This window comes from Acidihalobacter prosperus (genome assembly GCF_000754095.2).
GTDB classification, from domain to species: Bacteria; Pseudomonadota; Gammaproteobacteria; order DSM-5130; family Acidihalobacteraceae; genus Acidihalobacter; species Acidihalobacter prosperus.
This window is the reverse complement of sequence record NZ_JQSG02000003.1, coordinates 243,445-263,988: the sequence shown is the minus strand read 5'-3', so window position 1 is coordinate 263,988 and position 20,544 is coordinate 243,445. Positions and strand designations below refer to the sequence as shown.

Genomic DNA, 20,544 nt, shown 5'->3' with positions numbered 1-20,544 from the left:
GGGTCCGGAGTGGTCCTTCAAGGCGCCTACCCGGCGGGCGGCGGGACATGGGACGGCGCCGATGCGCGTCCTCCGTCATATCCATGAGAACATGAGCGTTGTGCGGCGGCCAGACGGCGCCGTTTGTCCGTCGGCGGCATCTTTGCGCGGCGGCGGGTGGCAAGTTGTCCACACGGGTATTAGGCTCAATCGGTAGAGCGAAGAATGCCAATGACCGGAGCCGGGCAATGCCGGGCAGCGCCGTCGCAGGGCGGCCGAACCGAGGAGCAACATGAAACTGAGCGCGAAGTTCGGGCTGCTGGTGACCGCTGCGGCGGTGATCGCCGGCCTGGTGCTGGGCGGATTGATCTACCGGCAGGTCAGTGTCCTGCTGGAGCGCGATGCGATCAATGCGCAGGTAGCGACCGCGCAAGGCGTGCTCGCCAAGATCGGCGACGCCTTGAGCTACGCGCAGCGCGACATGCGCATACTGGCCGGCGACGAATTCCTCAAGCTGTATGTCGGTTCTCCGGGCTATCGCACGCCGGTCAATCAGCGTTTGCTGCAAAGCGAGCTGCGCACCCGCGGCGAATACACCGGTCCCTGGTATGGCCTGAGCGTGTTCGATGCCAAACGCGGGTTCTTGCTGTCGACCGATCCCTATGCCGCGATCCGCACGCTCGAAAATCCGGTGGTGGCGATCGCCTACCGCACGGCGATGAGCGGGCGTTTCTACGGCTCCAGCCTGGTCGAGCCGGGCAAAGGCGATGAAAAGACGCTGATCTTCGCGGCGCCGATATTGGCGCCCGAGGACGAGACCGCGAGCGGCACCGAGGACCAGGACAAGGGGCCAGGCGGCGGCGCCGACGAGGGCCAGGTGATCGGCGTGATGCTCGCGCAATACCGCTGGCCGGTGATCGCGGAAGAGATCGCGCGCGCCGCGCCGCCGGAGGGCGGCATCTATCTGCTCGATGCGCTCGGCCATGTAATCGCCCGGCATGGGGCGAAGATGAGCGGTGTGCACGGAGCGGGTTTCGAGACGGGCGATGAGCTGATGCGCGCATCGTCCGGGTCGCTCCGACACGAGGTGCTGCACGCGCGGGACGCCAGCGGCCGCACGATGTTGTCCACGCACGTGGTGATGCCCGGCAGCAATGCGTCGAGCCGCGACTGGAGCCTGGTCATCGAGCAGCCCGAGTCGATGATATTCGCGCCCGCGCAGCGTCTCGCCTGGCAGGCCGCCTGGACCGTCGTCGGCGTCATGCTGCTGCTGGCGCTGATCGTGACATTGTTCGGTTACCGGCTGACCCGTCCGCTCAACCGCCTTGCGCGCATCGCCGAGTATATCGGGCGTGGCGACTACCGCGAGCGGGTGCACTACGGCGGGCACGACGAGGTCGGCACGCTGGCCGCCAGCTTCAACGCCATGGCCGCGCACCTGCAGGCCCACGAGGCCGAACTGGTCGCTGCGCGGCAACGTATCCAGGGCATCGTCGAAACGGTACCGGGCGTGCTCTACACAGCCTCGCCGCCGGGGCTGCGCCTGACCTTCGTCAGTCAGGCCGCCGAGCCGCTGCTGGGTTTCGGCGCCGATGATTTCGCCGCCGACCCGGGGCTGCGCGGCCGCCTGATCGTCGACGAGGACCGCGAGCGCGTGCTCGCGCAGATCGTCGACGCGAAGAAGACCGGCGAGGATTTCGTCCTCAATTACCGCATGCGTCATCGTGACGGTCGCACCGTGCGCTGGATCGAGGATCGAGGACGCTGGGAGCGCGACGAGCAGGGCGAAATCGTCGGACTGTTCGGCTTGATGACCGATATCTCCAAACGCAAGGAACGCGAGCAGGCGCTCGCGAAGGCCAACCGGGCCTTGAATCTGATGCAAAGCTACGATCGCCTGCTGGCCCGCGCGGGCAGCGAGTCGGAATGGGTTCACGGCGTATGCGAGGGGCTCGTCGACGGCGACGTCTACACCTGCGTCTGGATCGGCCTGCTCGATCCCGCGCGCCCGGATCAGCCGGTACGCGTGGCGGCCTATCTTGGTGCCGATGCCGCCTTCGTCGCGCAGGCGGCGGCCAGCAGCGAACCGGCGCAGGATCTACTGCCCCACAACTACGCTATGCGCGAGCGCCGGGCCTGCGTGATCGGGGATCTGATCGAGATGGGGGCGACGGAAATCTGGGCGCAGCGCGCGCTGGATCGTGGCTTCGCCTGCATGGTTTCGCTGCCCCTGATCGGCCGCGACGGCGTACTCGGCGCGCTTACGCTCTACAGCGCGAAGCTGGGCGTGTTCGACGAGCAGGAGGTGGCGTTGCTGGAGGAACTGAGCGGCAATCTTGCCTACGGCCTCGATATCCTGCGCGATCGCACGCGCCAGACGCATGCTGTGGTTCAGGTGTAAAAGCCGGGGAAGGGCTTGCGCGAGCGCCAGAAGGCCATGTCGTGGTTGGGCCAGAGCACGGCGCCGGTCTCATGCGCCGTGCGCTTGAGCTTGCGGATGCTCGCGACCGCCATGTCCTCTCGGTCCTGCCAGCACAGCCCCGGCGCGATCTCGTCCTCCAGGTTCTCGGTGAGATCGGCCGCGTCGCCGGCGAGAATGATCGGCGGACCCTTGGGCAGCTCGACGTACAGCGACATGTGTCCGGCGGTATGGCCGGGGCTTTCGATGGCGCGCACGCCGGGGGCGAGTTCGTATTCGCCGTCTGCATAACGCCAGCGGTAGTCGCCGGCGAAATCGTCCTGGAAATAGGCCTCGTCGGCCTGCGCGCGCGCCGCCTCCCATTCGCGCCGGTGCACGTGGATTTCCGCGCCGCAGACCTCGCACAGCCCGCCGGCGTGATCGAAGTGCAGGTGGCCGACGAACACGAGGTCGATGTCGGCGGGGGCGAGCCCGAGACGCGCGAGCCGGCTCGGCAGGCGGTCCTCCTCGCGCATCTGGGGCGGTCCGAACGGAAAGGCCGCAGAGTCGTAATAGCGCGCGCGCAGCGCGGGATCGCTGAGCTTGCCGTAGTCGCAGCCGACGTCGTACAGGATGCGCCCCTGCGGCGTCTCGATCAGGTAGGCGAGGATGGGCGCCTCGATGAATATCCCATGCCCGCGGTTGCGGGTGGACAGGGTCTTCTCGTAGCGGTGGATGCCGGTCAGCAGCGGGGCGAGTCGGATGCTGCGGGTCATGCGGGCGCTCCCGGCGCGGCGATCTTTTTCCAGGCTTGCAGCAGCGATTCGGTACTGGCAACACCGCCGAAGATGCCGCCTTCGCCGCCGATCATGGCGATGGCCGCGTCATGCAGCGCGGTGTCGGATGCGGCACAGGCATCGCCGACGGTGATGCAGCGGTAGCCGCGATCGACGGCGGCGCGCAGCGTGGAGTGCACGCAGACGTCCGTGGTGATGCCGGTCAGGATGAGGTGGCGTATGCCGGCATCGTCGAGCAGACGGGCGAGGCCGGTGGCGTGGAAGGCGCTGTAACCGGGTTTGTCGATCACCGGTTCGCCCGCCCGCGGCGCCAGTTCGTCGATGACATCCTGGCCGTATTCGCCGCGTACCAGCAGCCGGCCCAGCGGCCCGCGGCTGCCGACCGGCGCGCCTGCGGCCGCGCTGCGTTCGCGCTTGGTCGCGGTCAGGTCGGCAAGATCGGGACGATGGCCTTCACGGGTGTAGAGCACGGCCACGCCGTATTCGCGCGCGGCGGCCAGCAGCCGGGTGATGTTGGCGATCGGCGCGCGCAGTCGGGCGATGTCGAGGCCGGCCCGGTCGGCGTAGCCGCCTGCTTCGCAGAAGTCTCGCTGCATGTCGATCACCATCAACGCGGTGCCGTGCAGCGGGGCGTGTGGCAGGCTCATGATGCGACGAAGGCCGTGTGCACGGCACCGGCCAGCCCGCCGCAGACCGCCTCGGCCAGCAGGGCGCCCTTGCCGGCGCTGGCGCCGCGCGCCGAGGACAATACGCCGGAGGGCGGCACGCGTTCGGTCTCGGGCGGGTAGAGGTCGTAGGGCGGGAATTCGGCGGGGCCGTCGTCGGGAATGCGGTCGGTCCATACCAGGTCCGGGTGGAAGTGCAGCATCAGCGAGGTTTCGATGACGGCGGCGTGCTCCAGGGCGAAGCCGGGAAAGCCGTCGGGGAACACCTCGCCGAGCACGTCCTCGGTGCAGAAATCCCAGTATTCGGTGCGCAGCACGCGCAGGCCGCAGTCGCGGCCGAGGTCGCGCAGGGCAAGATCGATGCCCTCGATCAGGAACCACTGGTTTTCGTAGTGGCCGTCGACGAGGGCGAGCTTGCGCACGCCGTGACGGGCGAACTCGCGGATCACGTCGCGCGCGAGCTGGCTGAGGTGGTCGCCGTCGAGGCTGGTGGTGCCGGGGAAATGCTGGCCGCCGCCGCAGCGCGGCTGCGACTTGTAGCCGTAGGCCAGCGCGGGGGCGACGATGCCGCCGCAGCGGCGCGCCGCCTCGCAGGCGACCGCGGTGGAGAGCATCGCATCCACCCCCAGCGGCAGGTGCGGCCCGTGCTGTTCCAGCGACCCGCAGGGCAGGAACACCACCGGATCGTCGGTCTCGACGCGGCGGCGGTACTCCACCCAGCTCATGCGCTCCATGCGGACTTCGCTCATCGGTTTCGGCTCCGGGGTCAGGTCATCAGTGCGCCGCCGTTCGGCCCCAGCGTCTGTCCGCAGTAGAACGAGGCGAGCGGCGAGGCGAGGAAGACGACGCTGGCGGCGATCTCCTCGGGGTGGCCGAGGCGGCCGAGGGGAATGTCCGTTTCGCGGGCGATCACCTCGGGGCTCATCAGCGAGGGGTCGAGCATGGCCGTGGCGACGGGGCCGGGCGCGACCGCGTTGACGCGGATCGTGGGCGCGAACTCGCGCGCCAGCGAGCGGGTGAGCCCGATCACGCCGGCCTTGGCGCTGGCGTAGGCGGCGTAACCGGCGCGGCCGAGATAGCCCAGCTCCGAGGCGACGTTGACGATGCAGCCGCCGCCGCGGGCCAGCATGTCCGGCAGGGCGGCGCGGCAGCACAGGAACACGGACTTGAGGTCGGTGCCGAGTACGCGGTCCCAGTCCGCCTCGTCCATGTCGAGGAAGGGGCGTTCGAGGATGATGCCGGCGTTGTTGACCAGGATGTCGATGCCGTCGAGCGCGGCCACGACCTTGTCGATCATCGCGCCGACCTGGGCGCCGTCGGTAACGTCCGCCTCGCAGGCGATGGCGCGCGCGCCCAGCGCGCGCAGCCGGTCGACCACTTCATCGGCCTCGGCCGCGCGGTCGAGGTGGTTGACCGCCACGCGCGCGCCGGCCTCGCCGAGGGCCAGCGCGGTGGCCCGGCCGATGCCGCTGGCGGCGCCGGTGACCAGGGCGGTCCTGCCGCTCAGGTCGATCTGCACGTCACACCGCCGTGAGGAAGGAGACGCCGACCGCGCCGACGAAGCCGTCGGCCCGTCCCCGACCTTCGCCGACCGCACCGTAGTCGCCGCCGAGCACGCGGGCGAGCCGGTTGCGGTGGTAGGTGCGCAGCAGTTCGCGCATCGGCAGCACTTGCGGGTCGGACGCGCCGTACAGTTCGCGATGCAGCGCGGGCAGGCGGAACCAGGGCACGCTGGCGCGCGCGTGGTGGGCGTTGTGGTAGACGAAGTTGAGGGTCAGCAGGTTGAGCCAGGGGTGCGCGACCGACACCAGATTGGAGTAGGTGTTGCGGTATTCGTATTCGCGGTCGCGCGCCGGCATGTCGGGCGGTTTGCCGCTGGCCAGCAGCGGGTAGGCCACATAGGTGTGCTGGAAGGCGTCGACGAAACGCAGCACCGCGAGGAACAGCAGGTAGGCGAGGGCGTACAGCCACAGCGCGCGCGGAGCATAAAGACCGAGCGCGCCGAACAGCACCACGCGGATCGCCAGGATCGCGAGCACACGGCCGCGCCGCGCTTGCTGCTCGTGCGAAATGAAGGGCATGACGATGACGAAGCCGTGCATGATCAGCTCCACCGCCGGCACGTGCAGCCATTCGAGCGCGACGACGAGCTTGCGCAGCGGGACGGGCAGGCGCTTGAGAAAGGCAAGGTAATCGAAGGTGACGACATCGGCACGGTCCGCATGATGGCGCAGATGCTTGCGGCGCAAATTGTCGAAGGGCGCGTAGCAGGCACCGGTGATCCAGGTCATCAGCGTGCCGAAGCGGTCGTTCGTCGTGCGGCTGCGGAAGATCGTCAGGTGCGCGAATTCGTGGATGAAATAGGCCGCGATCACCAGGGTGTGTGCCGTCAGCAGCACGCCGAGGGCGGCGAGCCACGGCGCCGGCCGCGTGAGCAGCCAGACGCCGAGCGCATAACCCAGGGTCGCATAGGCGAGGAAGGCCCAGGTCGCCAGGGTGCCGCCGGGTTCGCGCGGCGCCAGCGCCGCGAGTCTCGTGGTCCAGGTTTGCATGGTCGTCCTCCGAATGGACCGTGCCGCCGCCTCAATGGCCGGCGGCGATGGCCTCCACGAAGTGGGGGTACAGCGTCTTGGCGAGGTCGGGCATCTTGTGCATCGTGCCGTTGGCGATGAGGATGCCGCCGATCACCTTGCCGCTGGTGTAGAAGGAGTCGATGGCCTTGGACGGCTTGAAGTTCATCACCGCCTGCGCCGGGGTCGGATTGTGGATGCCGGCGAGTTGGTCGGCGACCTCGTCGGGCTTGATGCCCATGGATTTGGCGATGTATACCGCGGCCTCCTTCGGGTGCGCCTTCATGTAGGCCAGTCCGTCGTAGTAGGCCTCGATGATGCCCCTGACCTCGGCCTTGTGCTTGACGATGTAGCTGTGCTTGAACACCAGCACGTCGGTGATCAGCCCCGGCGCCTCGCGACTGGAGAAGAGCACGTGGAAGCGCTTGCCGCCGTCGGCCTTGACCACCGAGGAGACGCTGGGTTCGTAGGTCACGCCGACCTTGACGTTGCCGCCGATCAGGGCCGCCGGCACCGCGCCGGGATCCATGTTCACCGAGCGCACGTCCTTGAGGCTCATGCCGTTCTTCTGCAGCGCGTAGGCGAGCAGGAAGGCGGACGGCGAAAGGGCGTTGTAGGCGACGTTCATGCCGCGGATCTGCTTGATGCTGGTGATGTCGTCGGTGGAGACCATGGCGTCGGCGCCGCTGGAATAGTCGATGGGCAGCGCGACCTGCAGGTCCCAGCCCTTGGCGGCGCCCGGCAGCACCTGGTCGTAGGTCAGGGTGGCGCCGTCGATCGAACCGCCTTCGACGGCGGCCGGCATGGTGGCGTTGTCGGAGAAGTTGGTGAACTTGACCTTGACGCCGTGCTTCTCGAAGGCTTGGATGTGTTCGGCCACGTAGAGCGGCGCGTAGCCGATCCAGACCACCGTGCCGATGCTGACGGTCGGCATGGCCGAGGCGGTGCCGCCCATCAGCATGGAGACGCCGAGCAGGCACGCCGTTGCGAGTTTGATCTTGAGTGTCGAGTTCATCGTGCTTTCTCCCGAAGTTGGCCCAGCCGAAAAACGAAAAAACCCGGGGAGTGAATACGACTGCGTATTCGCTCTCCCGGGCTTTTGTCCCGCCGTGTAGCCCCGCCGCCGGGGCCGGCGACTCTCGGACCAGACCCCGGTCGTCCGGGCGGAACCCTAGTCGCCTTTAGAAACGTTTGATTCGGTGCTTGTTTGCGATGGATGTGCTCGCAGTTTCGATAAGTTAATCGTTAGCACGTTTGGTGCCAGCGCGCCGCTTGTCCGGCGTGCAGTAAAAATATTTTTTGTTTTCAGTGGGATATTGGAGGCTTGGCTGGACTTGGGCGCTACCTGTCGCGCCATCGGCTGCCTCGCGCCGGGGCAGCCGATGGCGCGTGCGCTTCGCCCCGGTGCATCGGCGCGAGCCGGTTGGCGGTTTTCAGGCCGCGCCGAATCCACCGCCGCCGGGCGTTTCGACGATCAGCAGGTCGCCGGCACCGGCCTCGCGCTGACCGCAGGCGCCGAGGTCCTCCACGCGACCGTCGGCGCGGATCAGGCGGTTGCTGCCGGGCTGGCCGCAATCGCCGCCTGCAAGGCCGAACGGCGCGCTGGTGCGGCGGTTGGAGAGCAGGGCCACGGTCATCGGTTCGAGCAGGCGCAGGCGGCGGATCAGGCCGTCGCCGCCGCGATGGCGTCCCGCGCCGCCCGATCCGGGACGCAGCGTGAAGGCCTCGACGCGGATCGGGAAGCGCCACTCCATGACCTCGGGGTCGGTCAGCCGCGAGTTGGACATGTGCGCGTGCACCGCGGCCATGCCGTCGAAGTCGGGTCCGGCGCCTGAGCCGCCGCCGAGGGTCTCGTAGTGCTGGAAGACCTCGCTGCCGAAGCTCAGGTTGTTCATCGTGCCCTGCGCGGAGGCGCAGGCACCGACGGCGGCGAACAGGCATTCGGCCACCACCTGGCTGATCTCGACGTTGCCGGCGACCACCGCCGCCGGTGTGACGGGCGCGAGCAGGGAACCCGGGGGAACGATGAGTCGCACCGGCTTGAGGCAGCCGTCGTTGAGCGGGATGTCCTCGCCGACCAGGGTGCGCAGCCAGTAGAGCACGGCCGCGCGGGTGACCGCGGTGGGGGCGTTGAAATTGTCCGCGCGCTGCGGCGAGGTGCCGCTGAAATCGATCGTCGCCCCGCCCTGCGCGCGCTCGATGCGCACGGCCACGGCGATACGCGCGCCGTTGTCCATCGCGGTTTCGAAGCGCCCTTCGGGCAGGCGTTCGAGCAGCGCCCGAACCGCCGCTTCGGCATTGGCCTGGATATGCCCCATGTAGGCCTGCACGGTGGGGAGGCCCAGCTCGGCAACCGTGCGCAGCAGCTCGCGTCGACCGCGGTGGTTGGCGGCGATCTGCGCCTTGAGGTCGGCCAGATTCTGTTCGGGGTTGCGTGCCGGATAGGGGCCGCCGGCGAGCAGTTCGCGCAGCGGATCGACGCGCAGGCGTTCGGCCTCTACCAGGAGGAAATCGTCGATCAACACGCCTTCCTCCTCGATGCGACGGCTGCCGGGCGGCATCGAGCCGGGCGTGATGCCGCCGATGTCGGCATGGTGCGCACGGCTGGCCACCAGGAACTGCAACCCGCGACCCTCGGCGTCGAAAACGGGCGTGATGGCGGTGACGTCGGGCAGGTGGGTACCGCCCGCATAGGGGTTGTTCTGCACCCAGACCTGGCCTGGACGCAGGGTCTGGCGGTCGAGCAGGCCCCGGATGGTTTCACTCATTGAACCGAGGTGCACGGGGATGTGCGGGGCGTTGGCGACCAGGCCGCCGTCCGGGGCGAAGATCGCGCAGGAATAGTCGAGACGTTCCTTGATATTGACCGAGTGCGCAGTCTGGCGCAGCACTTCGCCCATCTGTTCGGCGATGGCCATGAAGCGGTTGCGGAACAGCTCCAGGCGCACCGGGTCGGGGGTCGTGTCGCTGCCGACGGTGGCCGGTACCGGCGTGCGCGCGCCTTCGGCATCGGCCTCCAGCAGCAGCGCGCCGTTGCGCTGCACGCGCAATCGCCAGCCGGGTTCCACCACCGTGGTGCCGATGTCCTCGGCGACGATGGCGGGGCCATTCACCATCTGGCCTTCGGGCAGGTCGGCGCGGGCGTACACGGGGACCGTGATCCAGCCGTCGAACCATGCGCGCTGATGGGCCAGTGGCTCGGCCGGCCGGCAGGCGGCGGGCGACAGGCGCACCGCGGCATGACCCGGCAGCGAAAGCTCGACCTCGATCGCGGCGACGACGATCGGCGCATCCTGCACGAAACCGAAGGCCTCCGCATGGCGCGCATGGAAGGCCGTGGCGAGGTCGCATCCGTCCATCCAGTCGAGGGCGAGCGTGGTATCGGCGCCGCGATAGCGCAGCTGCACGCGGCGGGCGATCTCGGGCGCGTGCCCGGGGTCCGTCGCGCCGGCCAGGTCCGGGCGTGCGGTCTCGATCAGACGCTCGAACTGGTTCGACAGCGTGGCGGCGGTGGCGTCGAGCGACCGTTCGAGGCCGAGGCGGCGGAGCGTGGATACCGCCGCCATGCCGATGCCGTAGGCGGAGAGCACGCCGCCGAGCGGCGGTAGCAGTACGCGCCGCAGGCCGAGCGCCGCGGCGACCTGGCAGGCGTGTTGCCCGCCGGCGCCGCCGAAGCCGATCAGGCAGTGTTCCTCGATGTCGAGACCTCGCCCGAGTGTGATTTTGCGGATCGCCTCGGCCATGTGGGCGACGCCGATGGCGAGCGCGCCGGCGGCGATCGTTTCGGCGTTCGCCTCGGGCAGGATGTCCGCCAGTGCGCGCAGGCGGGCTGCGGCGGCGCCCGGGTCCAGCGGTTGGTCGGCCGTGGGGCCGAACACGCGCGGAAAACGCTCGGGCACCAGCCGGCCGAGGAACAGATTGCAGTCGGTGAGCGTGAGCGGTCCGCCGCGTCGATAGCAGGCGGGCCCGGGGTCGGCGCCGGCGGAGGCCGGCCCCACGGTAAGCCGGCCCTGGGTCAGGTCGACGATGGACCCGCCGCCCGCCGCCACGGTATGAACCGCCAGGGTCGGACGCAGCAGGCGCTGGCCGGCCACCTCGCTATGTGCGGCGCGTTCCAGTTCGCCGGCGTAATGGCAGACGTCGGTCGAGGTGCCGCCCATGTCGAGGCCGATCAGGCGTTCGAAGCCGGCCTCGGCGGCGGCGCTGATCGCGCCCACAACGCCGCCGGCCGGGCCCGACAGTATGGCGTCGGCGCCGCGCAGCTGTTCGGCCGCGCACAGGCCGCCGTCGGATTTCATGAAATACAGCGGCGCGCCGGAAAGGCCTTCGGCCACCTGACGCACGTAGCGGCGCAGCGGTGGCGTCAGGTAGCCGTCGATCACGGTGGTCTGGCCGCGCGCGACGAAGCCGAGCTGCGGCGCGACCGCGTGCGAGGCGCTGATTTCCGTGAAGCCCGCGGTCTCGGCCAGCGCGACCAGCGCCTGCTCGTGGCGCGGGTGGGCGAAGGCGTGCGGCAGGACGATGGCGCAGGCTTCGCAGCCGCGTGTCCGAGCGGCTGCGAGGCCCGCGCCTGCCGCCGCGGTGTCGATCGCCTCGATTTCCCGGCCCTGCGGGTCGACCCGGCCGTCGACCTCCAGTACCTCGGCGTAGTACGGGGCTGGGCGGCGGATGTGCAGCGCGAACAGCTCGGGGCGGTTCTGGTAGCCGATCCACAGCGCGTCGCCCAGGCCGCGGGCGGTGACCAGCAGCACCCGCGCGCCCTTGCGTTCCAGCAGGGCGTTGGTGGCCACAGTGGTGCCCATGCGCACCTCCGCGATGCGCTCGACCGGCAGGGGAGCGCCCGACGCGACGCCGAGCAGGCGGCGCACCGCCTCGACCGCGGCGTCGGCGTAATGCTCAGGATCCTCGGACAGCAGCTTCATACGCCGCAGCGCGCCGGCATCGTCGACCGCGACCACATCGGTGAAGGTGCCGCCGCGGTCGATCCAGAAACGCCAGCGCTGGCGGTTTTGCAGGTTCATCGGCAGGCCTTTCGGTGGTGACGGTGGCGGGGCATGCAAGCGCCATGCCCCGCACGAACGGCCGATTATAGCCCGGGGTGCGCGTCATTCGCGGCTGGCATCCGCTCGCGTGCGCACCTCATTGGGGCGGGCCGTACACATTGGCGCGGCGCTCCGATAAGCTGTGCGGACGGATGTTGATGGAGTGCGCGGATGTCTGCGGATCTGATCCGAATCGAGGCCCTGGCCGATGCCGGCGCGACGCCGGATGCGAGCCTGACGCTGCCTTTCGAGCTGCGCCAGCGCAGCCGTCTGCGCACGCGGCTTGACGACGGCGGCGAGGTGGGGCTGTTCCTGCCGCGCGGCCGGGTGCTGCGACACGGCGATCGGCTGCGCGCGGACGATGGTCGTATCGTCGAGGTGCGTGCGGCGACGGAGACGGTCTCCACCGTGCGCGCGGAGCAGCCGCTCGACCTGCTGCGTGCCGCCTATCATCTTGGCAACCGCCATGTGGCGCTGCAGGTGGCGGAGGATTGGCTGCGCTACGCGCACGATCATGTGCTGGACGACATGGTGCGCGGGCTGGGGCTGACGGTAAGCGTCGAGCAGGCGCCCTTCGAACCCGAGGCCGGCGCCTACGGCGGCGAGCACGCACACGGACACGCACATGGGCACTGAGGGTCTGGGGGGCGATCTCGCGCTGCTGCGCCTGCTGCAGCTGGTCAGTCCGGCGCTGCCGGTCGGCGCCTATGCCTATTCTCAGGGGCTGGAGGCAGCCGTGGAGGCCGGTTGGGTGCGCGACGAGGCGACGGCGGCGGAGTGGATCGGCGGCGTGCTGAGACAAGGGCAGGCTCATGCCGATCTGCCGCTGCTGGTCCGGCTGCAGGCCGCCTGGGAGGCTGGCGATCGGGCGGCGGTCCAGAGCTGGACGGCGCTACTCTACGCGTTGCGCGAAACCGGCGAGCTGCGCGAGGAGGATGTCCATCTCGGCGCTGCGCTGGCGCGCGTGCTCGCGGGGCTGGACGTGCCTGAGGCGGCGGACTGGCTGACGCAGCGGCCGCTGACCTTCGCGACCCTGTTTGCGCTGGCGGCCTCGCATTGGGGCATTGCGCCGCGCCAGGCGGTGTTAGGCTACGCATGGTCCTGGGCCGAAAACCAGGTGGCGGCGGCGATCAAGCTGGTGCCGCTCGGACAATCGGCAGGGCAGCGGATATTGAGCACGCTGGTCGCGATGCTGCCTCGCGTGGCCGACATCGCGCTGGACGTGCCCGATGCGGCGCTCGGGCGTTCGGCGCCCGGCTACGCGCTCGCGAGCACGGCGCACGCACGCCAGTATTCGCGTCTGTTCCGGTCATGAACGCACGGGAGAACGAGGTGGGGCAGAATTCGGCGGTATTGCGCGTGGGCATCGGCGGCCCGGTCGGCTCGGGCAAGACGGCGCTGGTCGAGGCCTTGTGCAAGCGCATGCGCGCGGACTACGAGCTGGCCGTGGTCACCAACGACATCTACACGCGCGAGGACGCCGAGTTCCTGATCCGCCACGACGCGCTGCCGACGGAGCGTATCGTCGGCGTGGAGACGGGGGGATGTCCGCATACCGCGATCCGCGAGGATGCCTCCATGAATCTGGCGGCCGTGGATGAGCTGGTTGCGCGCATACCGTCGCTGGACCTGGTATTCGTGGAAAGCGGCGGTGACAACCTCAGCGCGACCTTCAGCCCGGAACTTTCGGACCTGACGATCTACGTGATCGACGTATCCGCCGGCGACAAGATTCCGCGTAAGGGCGGGCCGGGGATTACCAGGTCCGATCTGCTGGTGATCAACAAGATCGATCTCGCGCCCCACGTGGGCGCCTCGCTGGAGGTGATGGATCGTGACGCGCGCCGGATGCGCGGCGAGCATCCGTTCGTGTTCACCAACATCCGCGCGGGCGAGGGCGTGCAGCAGATCGTCGATTTCATCGTGGCGCGGGGCATGCTGGCCTGAGCCGGCCAGCGGGGCGGGACCGCATTCGGGAGGGCAAGCCGTGGACTGGTTGCTGAAGGTGCATATCACCAGCGCGATGCTATCGCTGGGTGGTTTCGTCACGCGCGGGGTGTGGATGCTCCGCGGTTCGTCGCGGCTGCGTGCGCCGCTGACGCGCGTGCTGCCGCATGTGATCGATACCGTGCTGCTGCTCAGCGGCCTGTGGCTGGCGTTTCGTCTGCGTCTTTCGCCGATGCAGCACGTCTGGTTCTCCGCCAAGTTGACCGCGGTCGTGGTCTACATCGGATTAGGCGTGGTCGCGCTGCGCCGCGGCCGTACGAAGACCGTGCGCGCCACGGCGTGGATTGCCGCGCTGGCGGTGTTTTTCTATATCGCGAGCGTGGCGTTGACCCATCGGCCCATGCCGCTGATGCCCGGATAGGAGGCAGGATGAATTCGCAGCAGATTGACCTGGCCGCGCGCGGCGAGCAGACCGAACACAGCTACCTGCTCGGCCGGCTGCGCGGTCTTGTTCGCGGCCAGCAGACCGAAATTCTGGCCTATGACGACCCTCGCATCCTGCTTGACGCGCTGACGCTGGAGCTGCGCAACGGCATCTATTGGGATGTGGTGGAAGCGGGGCCGCCCGTCTGGCGCGTGCGCGTGCGCCGCCGCGAGGACGTGGCCGCCAGCGATCTCGTCGACCTGCTGACCCGCGATCACGTGCGGGTGGATCATCTGTTCGCCACCGCCCTGCATCGCAGCAACGCGGGCGACATGGACACCGCGCTGGCGCACTTTCGCGTCTACGCGGCCTGCCTGCGGCGCCACGTCGAGGCGGAGAACGACCTCGTGGTGCCGGTGCTGTCGCTGCCGCGATCCGCGCGTGGCGACGACCCCACCTCCATCATGTTGCGCGAGCATGAGGAAATCATCGAACACACGGTCATGATCGAGGAGATGCTGGACGAGGGCATGGACGATGCCGGCATGCTCGCGCCCTTCTTCGCCATCATTTCGGGCCAGCTGGCCAAGCATGAGTGGCGCGAGGAGAACAATCTGTTTCCGCACTGGATGCGCGCGTTGCGGCACGAACCGGCGATCGCCGACGAGTTGTTCCCGCGGGTTCAGGGCCTGGTGCGGGCCGGCGACGAAGCCGCGGCGACGCTCGGCATCGAATAACGCGGTCGGGTAGCGGTTCTATTCGGGCTGGTTGCGCATGTGATCCGCGGTGCGATACAGGGCTTCGCGGAGCGCGGCGACGAACGCGTCCTCCAGATCCCGTTCGGCAAGCGCGCGGTCCATGCACAGCATCCAGGCGTCGCGCTCGCGGTCGCCGATGGCGAAGGGCAGGTGACGCCTGCGCAGCATGGGGTGGCCGTATTCCTGCGTGTACAGCGGCGGGCCGCCGAGCCAGCCGGAGAGGAACTTGAACAGCTTGTCCTCGGATCCCGCGAGCGAGGCGGGATGCAACGCGCGGATCCCTTTCGCCTCCGGCAGCGTGTCCATGAGGGTATAGAAACGATGCACCAAGCTGCGCAGGCCGGCCTCGCCGCCGAGGCGTTCGTAGGGGGAGACCACGGGGAGCGTGGGTTGGGACATGGAAATTCCGGGGGTGCGTGGATGACCATTCAATGATTTGCATGCGCCGCGCAAGCTTTCCAGATACAATTGCGGGCCCTTGAGATAACCGTAACATATATGACCCGCTCAATACGCAACATCGCCATCATCGCCCACGTCGACCACGGCAAGACCACGCTGGTGGACAAGCTGCTGCAGCAGTCCGGCACTTTCGACGCGCGCGCGGAGGTCGTGGAGCGGGTCATGGACTCGAACGCGCTGGAAAAGGAGCGCGGCATCACCATCCTGGCCAAGAACACCGCCATCGACTGGCAGGGCTACCACATCAATATCGTCGACACCCCCGGCCATGCCGACTTCGGCGGCGAGGTCGAGCGTGTGATGTCGATGGTGGATTCGGTGTTGCTGCTGGTGGACGCGGTGGACGGCCCGATGCCGCAGACGCGTTTCGTCACGCAAAAGGCGCTGGCCCAGGGCCTGCGTCCGATCGTGGTCGTCAACAAGGTCGACCGTCCCGGCGCGCGCCCCGATTGGGTGGTTGACCAGACCTTCGACCTGTTCGACCGCCTCGGCGCGACCGACGAGCAGCTGGACTTTCGGGTGATCTATGCCTCGGCACTGAACGGTTATGCCGGCACCGACTCGGACGTGCGCGAAGGCAACATGGACCCGCTGTTCCAGGCGATCGTAGAGCACGTGCAGCCGCCCGAGGTCGATCCAGAGGGGCCGCTGCAGCTACAGGTCAGCTCGCTCGATTACAACAGTTATGTCGGCGTCATCGGCATTGGCCGCATCACCCGCGGCCGCATCAAGACCAATACCCAGGTCGCCGTGATCGACCGCGACGGCAACCGCCGCAATGGACGCGTGCTGCAGGTGCTGGGTTTCCACGGTCTGGAGCGCGTGGAGGTGCCGGAGGCCGAAGCCGGCGACATCATCGCCTTCACCGGCCTCGACCCGCTGAATATTTCGGATACCCTGTGCTCGCCCCAGCAACCGGAGGCGCTGCCACCGCTAACCGTGGACGAGCCGACCGTCAGCATGACCTTCCAGGTCAATACCTCGCCTTTCGCCGGGCGCGACGGCAAGTACGTCACCAGCCGCCAGATTCGCGAACGACTCGAGCGTGAACTGGTGCACAACGTCGCCCTGCGCGTCGAGGAGACCGACGATCCCGACAAGTTCAAGGTGTCCGGGCGCGGCGAACTGCACCTGTCGGTGCTGATCGAGAACATGCGCCGCGAGGGCTACGAGCTCGGCGTGTCGCGCCCTGAGGTGATCGTGCGCGAGGTCGATGGCGTGCGCGAGGAGCCCTACGAACAGCTGACCGTGGATGTCGAGGAAGACCACCAGGGCGCGGTCATGCAGAAGCTCGGCGAGCGCGGCGGCGAACTCAAGGACATGATTCCGGACGGGCAGGGGCGCGTGCGCCTGGACTACATCATCCCCGCGCGAGGGCTGATCGGGTTCCGCACGGAGTTTCTGACCGCAACGCAGGGCACCGGTCTGCTATATAACGTGTTCGACCACTATGGCGCACTCAAGCGCGGGGAGTTCGGCCAGCGTAACAACGGGGTCCTGATCGCCAATGGCGCCGGCAAGGCGCTGGGATATGCGTTGTTCAACCTGCAGGAACGCGGCCGCCTGTTCATCGGGCCGGGAGAGGAAGTCTACGAAGGCATGATCGTGGGCATTCATTCCCGCGACAACGACCTCGTGGTCAACCCGCTCAAGGCCAAGCAGTTGACCAATATCCGCGCCGCGGGCTCGGACGAGAACATCCTGCTGACACCGCCGATCAGGATGTCGCTGGAGCAGGCGCTGGAGTTCATCGACGACGACGAACTGGTCGAGGTAACACCGCATCATATCCGTTTGCGCAAGAAGTTCCTGCTGGAGCATGAACGCAAACGGTCGGCACGGGCGACGGCCTGATCAGCATCTGATCCGGCCTCCCCGTAGTCCCTGTGAGGTTTGCGGGAGGTGATCGCATGTCGCAAGCAGTACCGTTGAAGCGCCCCGCTGCGGGCGTCCCCGATGACGTGGCGCTGCAGCGACCGCGGATACTGATCGTCGACGATTCGCCGACGATGTGTCTTGCGATGAGCCGCCTGCTGGCGGGCGACTTCGAAGTGGTCGAGGCCAACGACGGCGACGCCGCCTGGGACATCATCAGCAGCGATGCCAGCATCCAGGTGGTCTTTACCGATCTCATGATGCCGTCGCTGAACGGCTTCCAGCTGCTGCGGCTGATCCGCGAGTCGGTGCATCCGCGCATCAATCAGCTGCCGGTGGTCATCATCACCGGTCACAGCGATGACGAACGCATGCAGCACCGCGCCATGCACCTCGGCGCCACCGATTTCATCACCAAGCCCTTCGATTCCCTGCAATTGCGAGCGCGCGCGCGCTCGTACGTCCACCTGGACCAGACGACCCGCAAGCTGCAGCGCGCGACCAAGGCGCTGGAGTTGGAGTCGACCATCGACCCGCTGACCGGGCTGGCCAACCGCCAGTATCTGATGAAGCATGGTCCCGAACTGCTGTCATTCGCGATCCGGCACGCGACGGCGATTTCACTGCTGCGGATCAATATCGATCGTTTCGACGTGCTCGAGCGCAAGAAGGGCGAGGGCGTGGCCGAGAAGGTCATGGTCAACATCTCGCGGATCATCGCTTCATGTGTGCGCAGCGAGGATACAGTTGCCCGCATCGGGCGAGCCGATTTTGCCGTGCTCATGTTGGGCGCTGGTGCGGCTTCGGCGCGTGGCACCGCCGAGAAAATACACCAGATCATGCGCAAGACGGGCTACCGAAGCGGGCAGACGCGTTTCCGCATGACGGTCAGCGAGGGGCTGGTGACGCCGGCGCTCACGGAATCGCTGCAGTTCGAGGAGGTGCTCAAGGTTGCTGAATCGCGCCTGATGCGTGGAATGCGGGAAGGTGGCGACCAGTTGATCTTCGAGGCGGAGGCCGATCAGGGGCCGATGATGCTGCCGCAGGAAGAGTCGCTAACCCTGGACGAGGCGCTTGTGCTGGTACGCGCTGGCGAAACGGCGAAGGTCGGCACGCAGCTCAAGCGTCTGATGATCCGCTTGTATCCCTTGCTCGTTTTTGGTAACAGGCAGCTCGATCTCGGGCTGGACGACGGCTTGTCGCGGATGCGAGAGCGCCTGAAATCTTTCTGATTTCAATATCCTGTCATATCGAGCGTGTCGCGCTTGAAGCGTGTGGCACGGCTTTGCCTTGTCCTTATATCAGAAAACTATAATATTCCCATATCAGAGAATAATATGAACTGATAGGTCTTATCATAAACTTTGATTTTGATCGCAAAGATTATTGGGATATAAAAGCGACCACGGTGAAGGCGAAACACTACTAACACGTTGCCAGGAGCGAAAAGGTTCCCGGTAATCGATAACCAAAAGTCAGGAGCGACGCAGGGACGCGCAGGTCGGTTTCAAGCCGCTGTCGCTTCCCCGGCATAGAGACCCATGATTACAGGTTTCGATCAATACAGGTGGATGAAACTCGGCGGCGCGGTATTTATCGTGTTGCTGTTTTCCGTACTTGTGAAGCCTGCGCTTGCCTCCCTGGCTGCAATCGCCCAGAACAATGCCCCGCCCTCCACGCACGCGCATGCCACGGTTTTGCGTCGCGACCGGGTGACCTCTCATGGAGAGCACACCCGTGCCAGCGTGGTAGACCGGGCGGTCATGGAGGATAGCCGGGGCGTGTTCGAATTTACCGAGCCCAGGCATGCGTTCGATGTGGTGGGTTTCGGCTTCCTCTGTTTTGCCCTTCTTATCCTGCTCGCTGCACTGCTCAACGCGGCTGTAGGGCGTAGCCTACGCGATCCGCTAGAAGGCGGTTTGCAGCGCAAGCACTCGGCAGTATACCTGGCGACCCTCCGCCTCCGTATTTAGCACCCCTTCTCTAGACGCCCAGCCGACGCGACAACCGTGTCGGTTCGATGGCGTCTGTCCGTAGTTCCGAAATCCCGTTTCCGATTGGAAGTTTTTGAAGCAAGAGCTGCTGCCTAGGGGTCGCAGCCCGCCCGCCCTCGCTCGGAACGGGCCTCGCAGAGGTCGGGTCCTGAGGTGTATTCGAAGAATCGGTGGTCCGTCGCCGGTGATTGTGCTTGAACGTGTGACTTTGTTCATTTTGGGAGGAGAGTATGAATCGAAAGCAATTTTCAGCTGGCAAGCTGGTCACGGCCCTCGTGGTCGGTGGCGCTGCGATGGTCGGCGCGCAGGAAGCGCATGCCGTGCCCGCATTTGCTCGGCAGCTCGGCGTGTCTTGTGCGGCGTGCCACACCGTTGAGCCGCAGCTGACCTCGTTTGGCCGACAGTTCAAATCGCTGGCCTATACCTTCAATTCCGGTAGCAACAACACCATCGGGTATGAGCAGGACAATCAGAAGCGTCTTGCGATCGACAAAATTCCGCCGATTGCACTGATGCTCGTGGCCGACCAGGTGCAGGAGAGCAAGCAGGCGCCTGCGGGATACAACAGTACTGCGACGGCCTATACTACGGGTGCGGCAGTCTCCAATCCCGCAACCGAATTTCCCGTGCAGTACAGCCTGTTCTATGCGGGCCGCGCGGGTACGGACCTCGGTGTTTTCTCGCAGTTGACCTACGATCCGACCGCCGATCACATCACTATCGACAACACCGACGTGCGTTATGCGAAGGAGTCGCAGGTGGGTGGCGGTAACCTGGTCTGGGGTCTCGACGTGAACAATGCGCCGGGTGTGGGTGATCTCTGGCAGAGCACCCCGATCTGGGGTTATCCCTTCACCGGTCCGAACGCCGGTCAGGGCGGCCCGAATGACGGTACGCTGCTGGGTCAGGTGGTGTTGCAGCAGACTTCCGCCGGTGCCGGTGCGTATGTCTGGTACAACAATACCTGGTACGCGCAGGTTATGGCCTATCGGGCTATGATCCCGGGCGATCAGACCAACTCCGGTGGTCTGGCGGGTGTCGCACCATATTGGCGACTGGCTTACTCCCACGAGGGTGGCGTCAATTCCTGGGAAATCGGCACCTTTGGTATCGATGCCAAGATGTACCAGAACGGCAATACCGGGCCTGAGAACCACTACGTGGATACGGCGCTCGACGGTCAGTACGAGCACGTGGCTACGAATTACAGCTATACGTTCCACGCGTCCTATATCCACGAAAACATGACCATCCCGGGTGCGCCGAACACCAAGGCTGACGTCAACGACTTCCAGGTCAATGGCGAATACTACTGGCACCGAAAATACGGCGTGCTGGCTCAGTACTTCACCCATACCGGCAAGAAGAACGCCGCTGTTTGGGGTGGCGGTGACCAGTACGGCGTTGCGCAGTCCGACGGCGTGTCCGCCAACGGCAAGCCGAACACCAACGGCTATGTCCTGCAGTTCAACTATGTGCCGTGGATCAACACCAAGTTCGGTGTGCAGTACGTTGCCTACACCAAGTTCGATGGCGCGTCATCGAACTACGATGGTCTGGGCCGCAATGCCTCCGACAACAACACCTTGTCGTTCTTCACCTGGATCATGATGTGATGTGAAAAACCTTCTGC

The 20,544-nt window shown here is 66.8% G+C and carries 18 protein-coding genes and 1 riboswitch; of the genes, 10 read left to right on the top strand and 8 right to left on the bottom strand.

The genetic code is table 11. From position 1 onward, the window contains the following. Nucleotides 1-271 precede the first annotated feature (271 nt). Entirely contained in the window at nucleotides 272-2,380 is a 2,109-nt protein-coding gene (locus THPRO_RS07950; RefSeq protein ID WP_065089471.1) for a GAF domain-containing protein, read from the top strand. On the opposite strand, the gene THPRO_RS07945 is transcribed toward THPRO_RS07950, so the two are convergent. From THPRO_RS07945 to THPRO_RS07915, 7 genes are all read right to left on the bottom strand, one after another. Continuing rightward, nucleotides 2,371-3,153, bottom strand: coding sequence for an N-acyl homoserine lactonase family protein (locus THPRO_RS07945; protein ID WP_038090533.1), 783 nt, complete (start codon nucleotides 3,151-3,153; stop codon nucleotides 2,371-2,373). The genes THPRO_RS07950 and THPRO_RS07945 overlap by 10 nt on opposite strands. Next, on the bottom strand, nucleotides 3,150-3,821 hold the full coding sequence (locus THPRO_RS07940) for a cysteine hydrolase family protein (protein WP_038090536.1): 672 nt from the start codon (nucleotides 3,819-3,821) through the stop codon (nucleotides 3,150-3,152). Before THPRO_RS07940 ends, THPRO_RS07945 begins: the two co-directional genes overlap by 4 nt. After that, nucleotides 3,818-4,588, bottom strand: coding sequence for a creatininase (locus tag THPRO_RS07935; RefSeq protein ID WP_065089470.1), 771 nt, complete (start codon nucleotides 4,586-4,588; stop codon nucleotides 3,818-3,820). The genes THPRO_RS07940 and THPRO_RS07935 overlap by 4 nt, the downstream gene beginning before the upstream one ends. A gap of 17 nt (nucleotides 4,589-4,605) precedes the next feature. Next, nucleotides 4,606-5,358, bottom strand: a complete 753-nt coding sequence (locus THPRO_RS07930) for an SDR family NAD(P)-dependent oxidoreductase (protein ID WP_052064380.1) — start codon at nucleotides 5,356-5,358, stop codon at nucleotides 4,606-4,608. A 1-nt stretch (nucleotide 5,359) separates the two neighbouring features. Beyond that, entirely contained in the window at nucleotides 5,360-6,391 is a 1,032-nt protein-coding gene (locus THPRO_RS07925) for a fatty acid desaturase family protein (protein ID WP_082954526.1), read from the bottom strand. Nucleotides 6,392-6,422: 31 nt separating this feature from the next. Further along, complete coding sequence (locus THPRO_RS07920; RefSeq protein WP_038090537.1) at nucleotides 6,423-7,424, bottom strand: ABC transporter substrate-binding protein; 1,002 nt, start codon at nucleotides 7,422-7,424, stop codon at nucleotides 6,423-6,425. Between the two features lie 71 nt (nucleotides 7,425-7,495). Continuing rightward, nucleotides 7,496-7,595: riboswitch (guanidine-I (ykkC/yxkD leader) on the bottom strand. Between the two features lie 247 nt (nucleotides 7,596-7,842). Continuing rightward, nucleotides 7,843-11,430, bottom strand: a complete 3,588-nt coding sequence (locus THPRO_RS07915) for a hydantoinase B/oxoprolinase family protein (protein ID WP_065089469.1) — start codon at nucleotides 11,428-11,430, stop codon at nucleotides 7,843-7,845. A 192-nt stretch (nucleotides 11,431-11,622) separates the two neighbouring features. Between THPRO_RS07915 and ureE the strand changes: the two genes are divergently transcribed. From ureE to THPRO_RS07890, 5 genes are read left to right on the top strand one after another with little or no spacing between them, the layout of a single operon-like run. Further along, entirely contained in the window at nucleotides 11,623-12,087 is a 465-nt protein-coding gene (gene ureE, locus THPRO_RS07910; RefSeq protein WP_145930750.1) for an urease accessory protein UreE, read from the top strand. After that, the gene (locus tag THPRO_RS07905; protein ID WP_038090541.1) at nucleotides 12,077-12,766 is read left to right on the top strand and encodes an urease accessory protein UreF; all 690 of its coding nucleotides are present in this window, start codon (nucleotides 12,077-12,079) and stop codon (nucleotides 12,764-12,766) included. Before ureE ends, THPRO_RS07905 begins: the two co-directional genes overlap by 11 nt. Then, the gene (gene ureG / locus THPRO_RS07900; protein ID WP_052064381.1) at nucleotides 12,763-13,398 is read left to right on the top strand and encodes an urease accessory protein UreG; all 636 of its coding nucleotides are present in this window, start codon (nucleotides 12,763-12,765) and stop codon (nucleotides 13,396-13,398) included. The genes THPRO_RS07905 and ureG overlap by 4 nt, the downstream gene beginning before the upstream one ends. 40 nt (nucleotides 13,399-13,438) lie before the next feature. Next, a complete protein-coding gene (locus tag THPRO_RS07895) occupies nucleotides 13,439-13,819 on the top strand; it encodes a SirB2 family protein (RefSeq protein ID WP_038090544.1) in 381 nt (126 codons plus the stop codon). Nucleotides 13,820-13,827: 8 nt separating this feature from the next. Beyond that, nucleotides 13,828-14,559 (top strand): hemerythrin domain-containing protein, encoded by a 732-nt coding sequence (locus THPRO_RS07890; protein WP_052064382.1) that lies wholly within the window; start codon nucleotides 13,828-13,830, stop codon nucleotides 14,557-14,559. An 18-nt stretch (nucleotides 14,560-14,577) separates the two neighbouring features. On the opposite strand, the gene THPRO_RS07885 is transcribed toward THPRO_RS07890, so the two are convergent. Then, complete coding sequence (locus tag THPRO_RS07885) at nucleotides 14,578-14,979, bottom strand: group II truncated hemoglobin (RefSeq protein ID WP_038090547.1); 402 nt, start codon at nucleotides 14,977-14,979, stop codon at nucleotides 14,578-14,580. A gap of 99 nt (nucleotides 14,980-15,078) precedes the next feature. Between THPRO_RS07885 and typA the strand changes: the two genes are divergently transcribed. From typA to THPRO_RS07865, 4 genes are all read left to right on the top strand, one after another. Continuing rightward, nucleotides 15,079-16,896: a translational GTPase TypA gene (gene typA / locus THPRO_RS07880; protein WP_065089468.1), complete on the top strand. Its 1,818-nt coding sequence runs from the start codon at nucleotides 15,079-15,081 to the stop codon at nucleotides 16,894-16,896. A gap of 56 nt (nucleotides 16,897-16,952) precedes the next feature. Continuing rightward, the gene (locus THPRO_RS07875; RefSeq protein WP_052064383.1) at nucleotides 16,953-18,149 is read left to right on the top strand and encodes a GGDEF domain-containing response regulator; all 1,197 of its coding nucleotides are present in this window, start codon (nucleotides 16,953-16,955) and stop codon (nucleotides 18,147-18,149) included. Between the two features lie 309 nt (nucleotides 18,150-18,458). Continuing rightward, nucleotides 18,459-18,890: a hypothetical protein gene (locus THPRO_RS07870; RefSeq protein WP_038090549.1), complete on the top strand. Its 432-nt coding sequence runs from the start codon at nucleotides 18,459-18,461 to the stop codon at nucleotides 18,888-18,890. 251 nt (nucleotides 18,891-19,141) lie between these two features. Further along, nucleotides 19,142-20,527, top strand: coding sequence for a hypothetical protein (locus tag THPRO_RS07865; protein WP_038090550.1), 1,386 nt, complete (start codon nucleotides 19,142-19,144; stop codon nucleotides 20,525-20,527). Nucleotides 20,528-20,544: the final 17 nt, after the last annotated feature.

Coding starts and splice junctions, on each gene's coding strand:
- THPRO_RS07950 (WP_065089471.1), top strand. CDS start 272: ATGAAACTGAGCGCGAAGTTCGGGCTGCTGGTGACCGCTGCGGCGGTG.
- THPRO_RS07945 (WP_038090533.1), bottom strand. CDS start 3,153: ATGACCCGCAGCATCCGACTCGCCCCGCTGCTGACCGGCATCCACCGC.
- THPRO_RS07940 (WP_038090536.1), bottom strand. CDS start 3,821: ATGAGCCTGCCACACGCCCCGCTGCACGGCACCGCGTTGATGGTGATC.
- THPRO_RS07935 (WP_065089470.1), bottom strand. CDS start 4,588: ATGAGCGAAGTCCGCATGGAGCGCATGAGCTGGGTGGAGTACCGCCGC.
- THPRO_RS07925 (WP_082954526.1), bottom strand. CDS start 6,391: ATGCAAACCTGGACCACGAGACTCGCGGCGCTGGCGCCGCGCGAACCC.
- THPRO_RS07920 (WP_038090537.1), bottom strand. CDS start 7,424: ATGAACTCGACACTCAAGATCAAACTCGCAACGGCGTGCCTGCTCGGC.
- THPRO_RS07915 (WP_065089469.1), bottom strand. CDS start 11,430: ATGAACCTGCAAAACCGCCAGCGCTGGCGTTTCTGGATCGACCGCGGC.
- ureE (WP_145930750.1), top strand. CDS start 11,623: ATGTCTGCGGATCTGATCCGAATCGAGGCCCTGGCCGATGCCGGCGCG.
- THPRO_RS07905 (WP_038090541.1), top strand. CDS start 12,077: ATGGGCACTGAGGGTCTGGGGGGCGATCTCGCGCTGCTGCGCCTGCTG.
- ureG (WP_052064381.1), top strand. CDS start 12,763: ATGAACGCACGGGAGAACGAGGTGGGGCAGAATTCGGCGGTATTGCGC.
- THPRO_RS07890 (WP_052064382.1), top strand. CDS start 13,828: ATGAATTCGCAGCAGATTGACCTGGCCGCGCGCGGCGAGCAGACCGAA.
- THPRO_RS07885 (WP_038090547.1), bottom strand. CDS start 14,979: ATGTCCCAACCCACGCTCCCCGTGGTCTCCCCCTACGAACGCCTCGGC.
- typA (WP_065089468.1), top strand. CDS start 15,079: ATGACCCGCTCAATACGCAACATCGCCATCATCGCCCACGTCGACCAC.
- THPRO_RS07875 (WP_052064383.1), top strand. CDS start 16,953: ATGTCGCAAGCAGTACCGTTGAAGCGCCCCGCTGCGGGCGTCCCCGAT.
- THPRO_RS07870 (WP_038090549.1), top strand. CDS start 18,459: ATGATTACAGGTTTCGATCAATACAGGTGGATGAAACTCGGCGGCGCG.
- THPRO_RS07865 (WP_038090550.1), top strand. CDS start 19,142: ATGAATCGAAAGCAATTTTCAGCTGGCAAGCTGGTCACGGCCCTCGTG.